This window comes from Bacillus sp. GMa5/1 (assembly GCF_050172015.1).
Taxonomy (GTDB): Bacteria; Bacillota; Bacilli; order Bacillales; family Bacillaceae_G; genus Bacillus_A; species Bacillus_A cereus.
The window spans coordinates 1-2,140 of record NZ_JBNLYC010000357.1 but is presented as its reverse complement, the minus strand read 5'-3'; the positions used below and the strand labels follow the sequence as shown (position 1 = coordinate 2,140).

Sequence of the window (2,140 nt, the reverse complement as noted above, 5' to 3'; positions counted from 1 at the left end):
TATCTTCTTTATAAAACTTAAATTGTTTTCCTGTTATTTCTTTTACTCGATTTATAGATTCTACCGAGCTATTCGAAAGATTATCCACTACTATAACTTCGTAACCGCTATTTAGTAATTCTACACATGTATGACTAGCAATATATCCTGCTCCACCTGTTACAAGTATTGCCATTAGTATACCTCCATTGTTATAACTTATTAACAAAAAAGAGGCAATCACAACAGAAATGATTACCTCTTTAAGCTTCTTTTTTACTTAGCAACGAAATAATCAGTTACATATTTCGCCCAAACATCATGACCTTTCGCACTCGGGAAACCAAACTCTTCTTGTAAGTATGGTAAAATAGCCTTTGTCGATGCATCCGGCCATGCTCCCCAATGATCAATATATGTATAATTATTTTGCATCGCAAATTGTTTTAAAGCTTCAATCGCTTTCGGATAATTTTTCGCACCATACACTGGATTTGATGGTTGAATCATAATCGTAGCACCCTTTGCACTAGTAGAAAGTGCTTGAACAAACTTCTGTGTACTCGCAACAGAGTTCCCATTACCAGTTTTACCGTTATCAGTAATAAATGGTGGCTCAAATAAAATTACATCTGGATTCTCTTTCGCAATCTCTTTATCACGCTTATTCGCGATTAACTCTTCTGTGCTTTCACCCTTATATTCCTTTACAGTCACATTCCATAAACCTTTACCGTAAGCAGTTTCTAAATTAGACGTTAACTTTGCTGCCCAAGCACCTTTTTCAGATGAAGAACCTTCATCACCAACAATAACAAGATTTACTGCCTTTTTATCCTCAGCAGCTTTCTTTAACTTCTCTTTCACTGCATCTGGCAAATTCTTCGCATATGCTTCATTAAAAGATGACTTCGTATCTTGTTTCTTCTCTTCCTTTTTCTCTTCTTTCTTCGCTCCGCTGTCTTTCACTTCAGCCTTTGTTTTCGCTACTTCACTCGTTTGTCCTGTTGCATTCGCAATCTTCTTATTCCAGTACAGTTTACCACTCACAACCGAAGCAACAAACAATACAAAAATAACAAGGACAAGTACTGCTTTCTTATTCATCGATTCACCTCATCTATTAATCTCACAATATATAATACTAATATAAATCCATGCAAAAATAAACCCAACTCCTTCCAAAGGAGTTGGGTTATTACATACTACTTAGTCACTTCAAGATGCGCTCTTAACTTATTCGTTAAATCTTGTTTTGCTGCATCTGGAACATAGTAGTACCAAATACCATCAGCGGCTTTATGTCCGTCACCTGTGATTTGGATATCTTCACTATTCTGCAGACAGTTTTTATAATTCTTCTGCATATCAAACATTTGATCTTGCGTTAAATTCGTTTTCACGTTCTTTTGAATTGCTGTTAACACATCACCATAACTTGATAAAGAAGAAAAACTTGCGCCTTTCTTAATAACGGCCTGCATCACTTGGCGTTGACGCATTTGGCGTCCGAAGTCACCACGTGGGTCCTCTTTACGCATGCGTGTGAATGCTAGTGCTTGGTCACCTGTTAAGTGGATATTTCCCTTTTGAAAATGATGTTCTCCAAGAGAGAATTCTAAATCATTATCCACATCAACACCACTAACTGCGTCGACGATATCTTTAAAGCCTTCCATGTTCACTTCAATATAGTAATTAATAGGAATATTTAAGAATTTTTCTACTGTTGCAACAGACATATCTACGCCACCAAATGCATAAGCATGGTTGATTTTATCACTTTTTCCTTTTCCAACGATTTCTGTATATGTATCACGAGGGATACTTACTGTTTTCATTGAATTATTTTTAGGATTTAACGTGATGACCATTAAAGAATCTGAGCGTCCTTTATCCTCACCACGCTCATCGGCTCCTAGCAATAGGATTGAAACAGGCTCAGATTTATTAATTTTTTCTTCTTGCTTATTCCCTTGATCACGTTTTAATGGCTTATGAACTTCATCTAATGTTTTTGAAACAGAAGAATATATATTATAAGCGTAAACTCCTCCACCTATAATTAATACCCCTATGATTCCTAATATCCAAAATAGGATTTTCTTTTTCATTAATATACCCTTCTTCCGTCAATCATTCTTAATAGATTTTCTAGGAA

General features: G+C 35.7%; 3 protein-coding genes. All 3 read right to left on the bottom strand.

All coding sequences use genetic code 11. The annotated features are described in order from the left end of the window. On the bottom strand, window positions 1–175 hold a 175-nt coding region (locus tag ACQGSG_RS28565), incomplete at its 3' end, for an NAD-dependent epimerase/dehydratase family protein (RefSeq protein ID WP_426948675.1). Window positions 176–255: 80 nt separating this feature from the next. Continuing rightward, window positions 256–1,086, bottom strand: coding sequence for an SGNH/GDSL hydrolase family protein (locus ACQGSG_RS28560; protein ID WP_001034179.1), 831 nt, complete (start codon window positions 1,084–1,086; stop codon window positions 256–258). A 98-nt stretch (window positions 1,087–1,184) separates the two neighbouring features. Next, on the bottom strand, window positions 1,185–2,093 hold the full coding sequence (locus tag ACQGSG_RS28555) for a LytR family transcriptional regulator (protein WP_000727061.1): 909 nt from the start codon (window positions 2,091–2,093) through the stop codon (window positions 1,185–1,187). Window positions 2,094–2,140 lie beyond the last annotated feature (47 nt).

Excerpts from the sequence above, each read along its gene's own strand:
- ACQGSG_RS28560 (WP_001034179.1), bottom strand. The coding sequence starts at position 1,086 with ATGAATAAGAAAGCAGTACTTGTCCTTGTTATTTTTGTATTGTTTGTT.
- ACQGSG_RS28555 (WP_000727061.1), bottom strand. The coding sequence starts at position 2,093 with ATGAAAAAGAAAATCCTATTTTGGATATTAGGAATCATAGGGGTATTA.